The 686-nt window shown below is 71.4% G+C and carries 1 pseudogene; it reads right to left on the bottom strand.

Annotation, left to right across the window (positions count from 1 at the left end):
- A pseudogene (locus tag DVK07_RS20335) lies at positions 1-686 on the bottom strand (histidine kinase); the annotation flags it as partial.

Here is a 686-nt window from a genome sequence, read left to right as displayed (position 1 = left end):
GAGCCGCGCGCGACGTTGCCGAACGGCGACAGATGCTCCGGCTCCGGGAAGTCGTCGAACGGTCGCGGCGCCGGGTCGATCCCCTCGGGACACCAGTCGTACGCGGGAACGAACTCGTCGTCGTCCTCGCGGTAACAGACGATCCGGTCGAGTTCGGCGTGTTCGCCGACGTTCTCCATCGTCCACTCGATCTTCGTCCCGACCTCGTCGGTGCGCGTGCTCATGAGCGTCGTTCCGGCGTCAAGCAGCACTTCGGAGAGCCGGGCGACGTCGTCCTCCCCGAGTCGGACGCGGTCGGGCTCCATCCGCCTCGCGAGGCGCTCGACGAGCGGGTCGTCCGCGTCGGGTCTCTCACGGCGTTCGCCGTCGTCGATGTCGACCACGTCGTCCGCGTCGGCCGCCAGCAGCGTTCGGATCGTCGCCGTGGTCGCGTCCTCGACGAGCGCGATCACCGGAACGTTCGACGGGAGCGCGGCGAACCTCTCTCGAACCGTCTCGTCCGCCGCCGCCGAAGCGGTGACGACGACCCCGCACGTGTCGTCCAGCGGCCCTGCTCCCTCCCGGTCGCCGCCGAGGTCGGCCGGGGAGAGCGTGCGGAACGACGGTCCGCCCGCGCCCTCCCAAGCGGCCTCGACGGCACGGGCCACGCGTTCGCTGGCGCTCTCGTCGTCGCCCACGAACGCGAC

It is taken from the genome of Halorubrum sp. Atlit-26R, from assembly GCF_003666015.1.
In the GTDB taxonomy this organism is placed as follows: domain Archaea; phylum Halobacteriota; class Halobacteria; order Halobacteriales; family Haloferacaceae; genus Halorubrum.
This window is presented reverse-complemented; position numbering and strand designations above follow the sequence as displayed.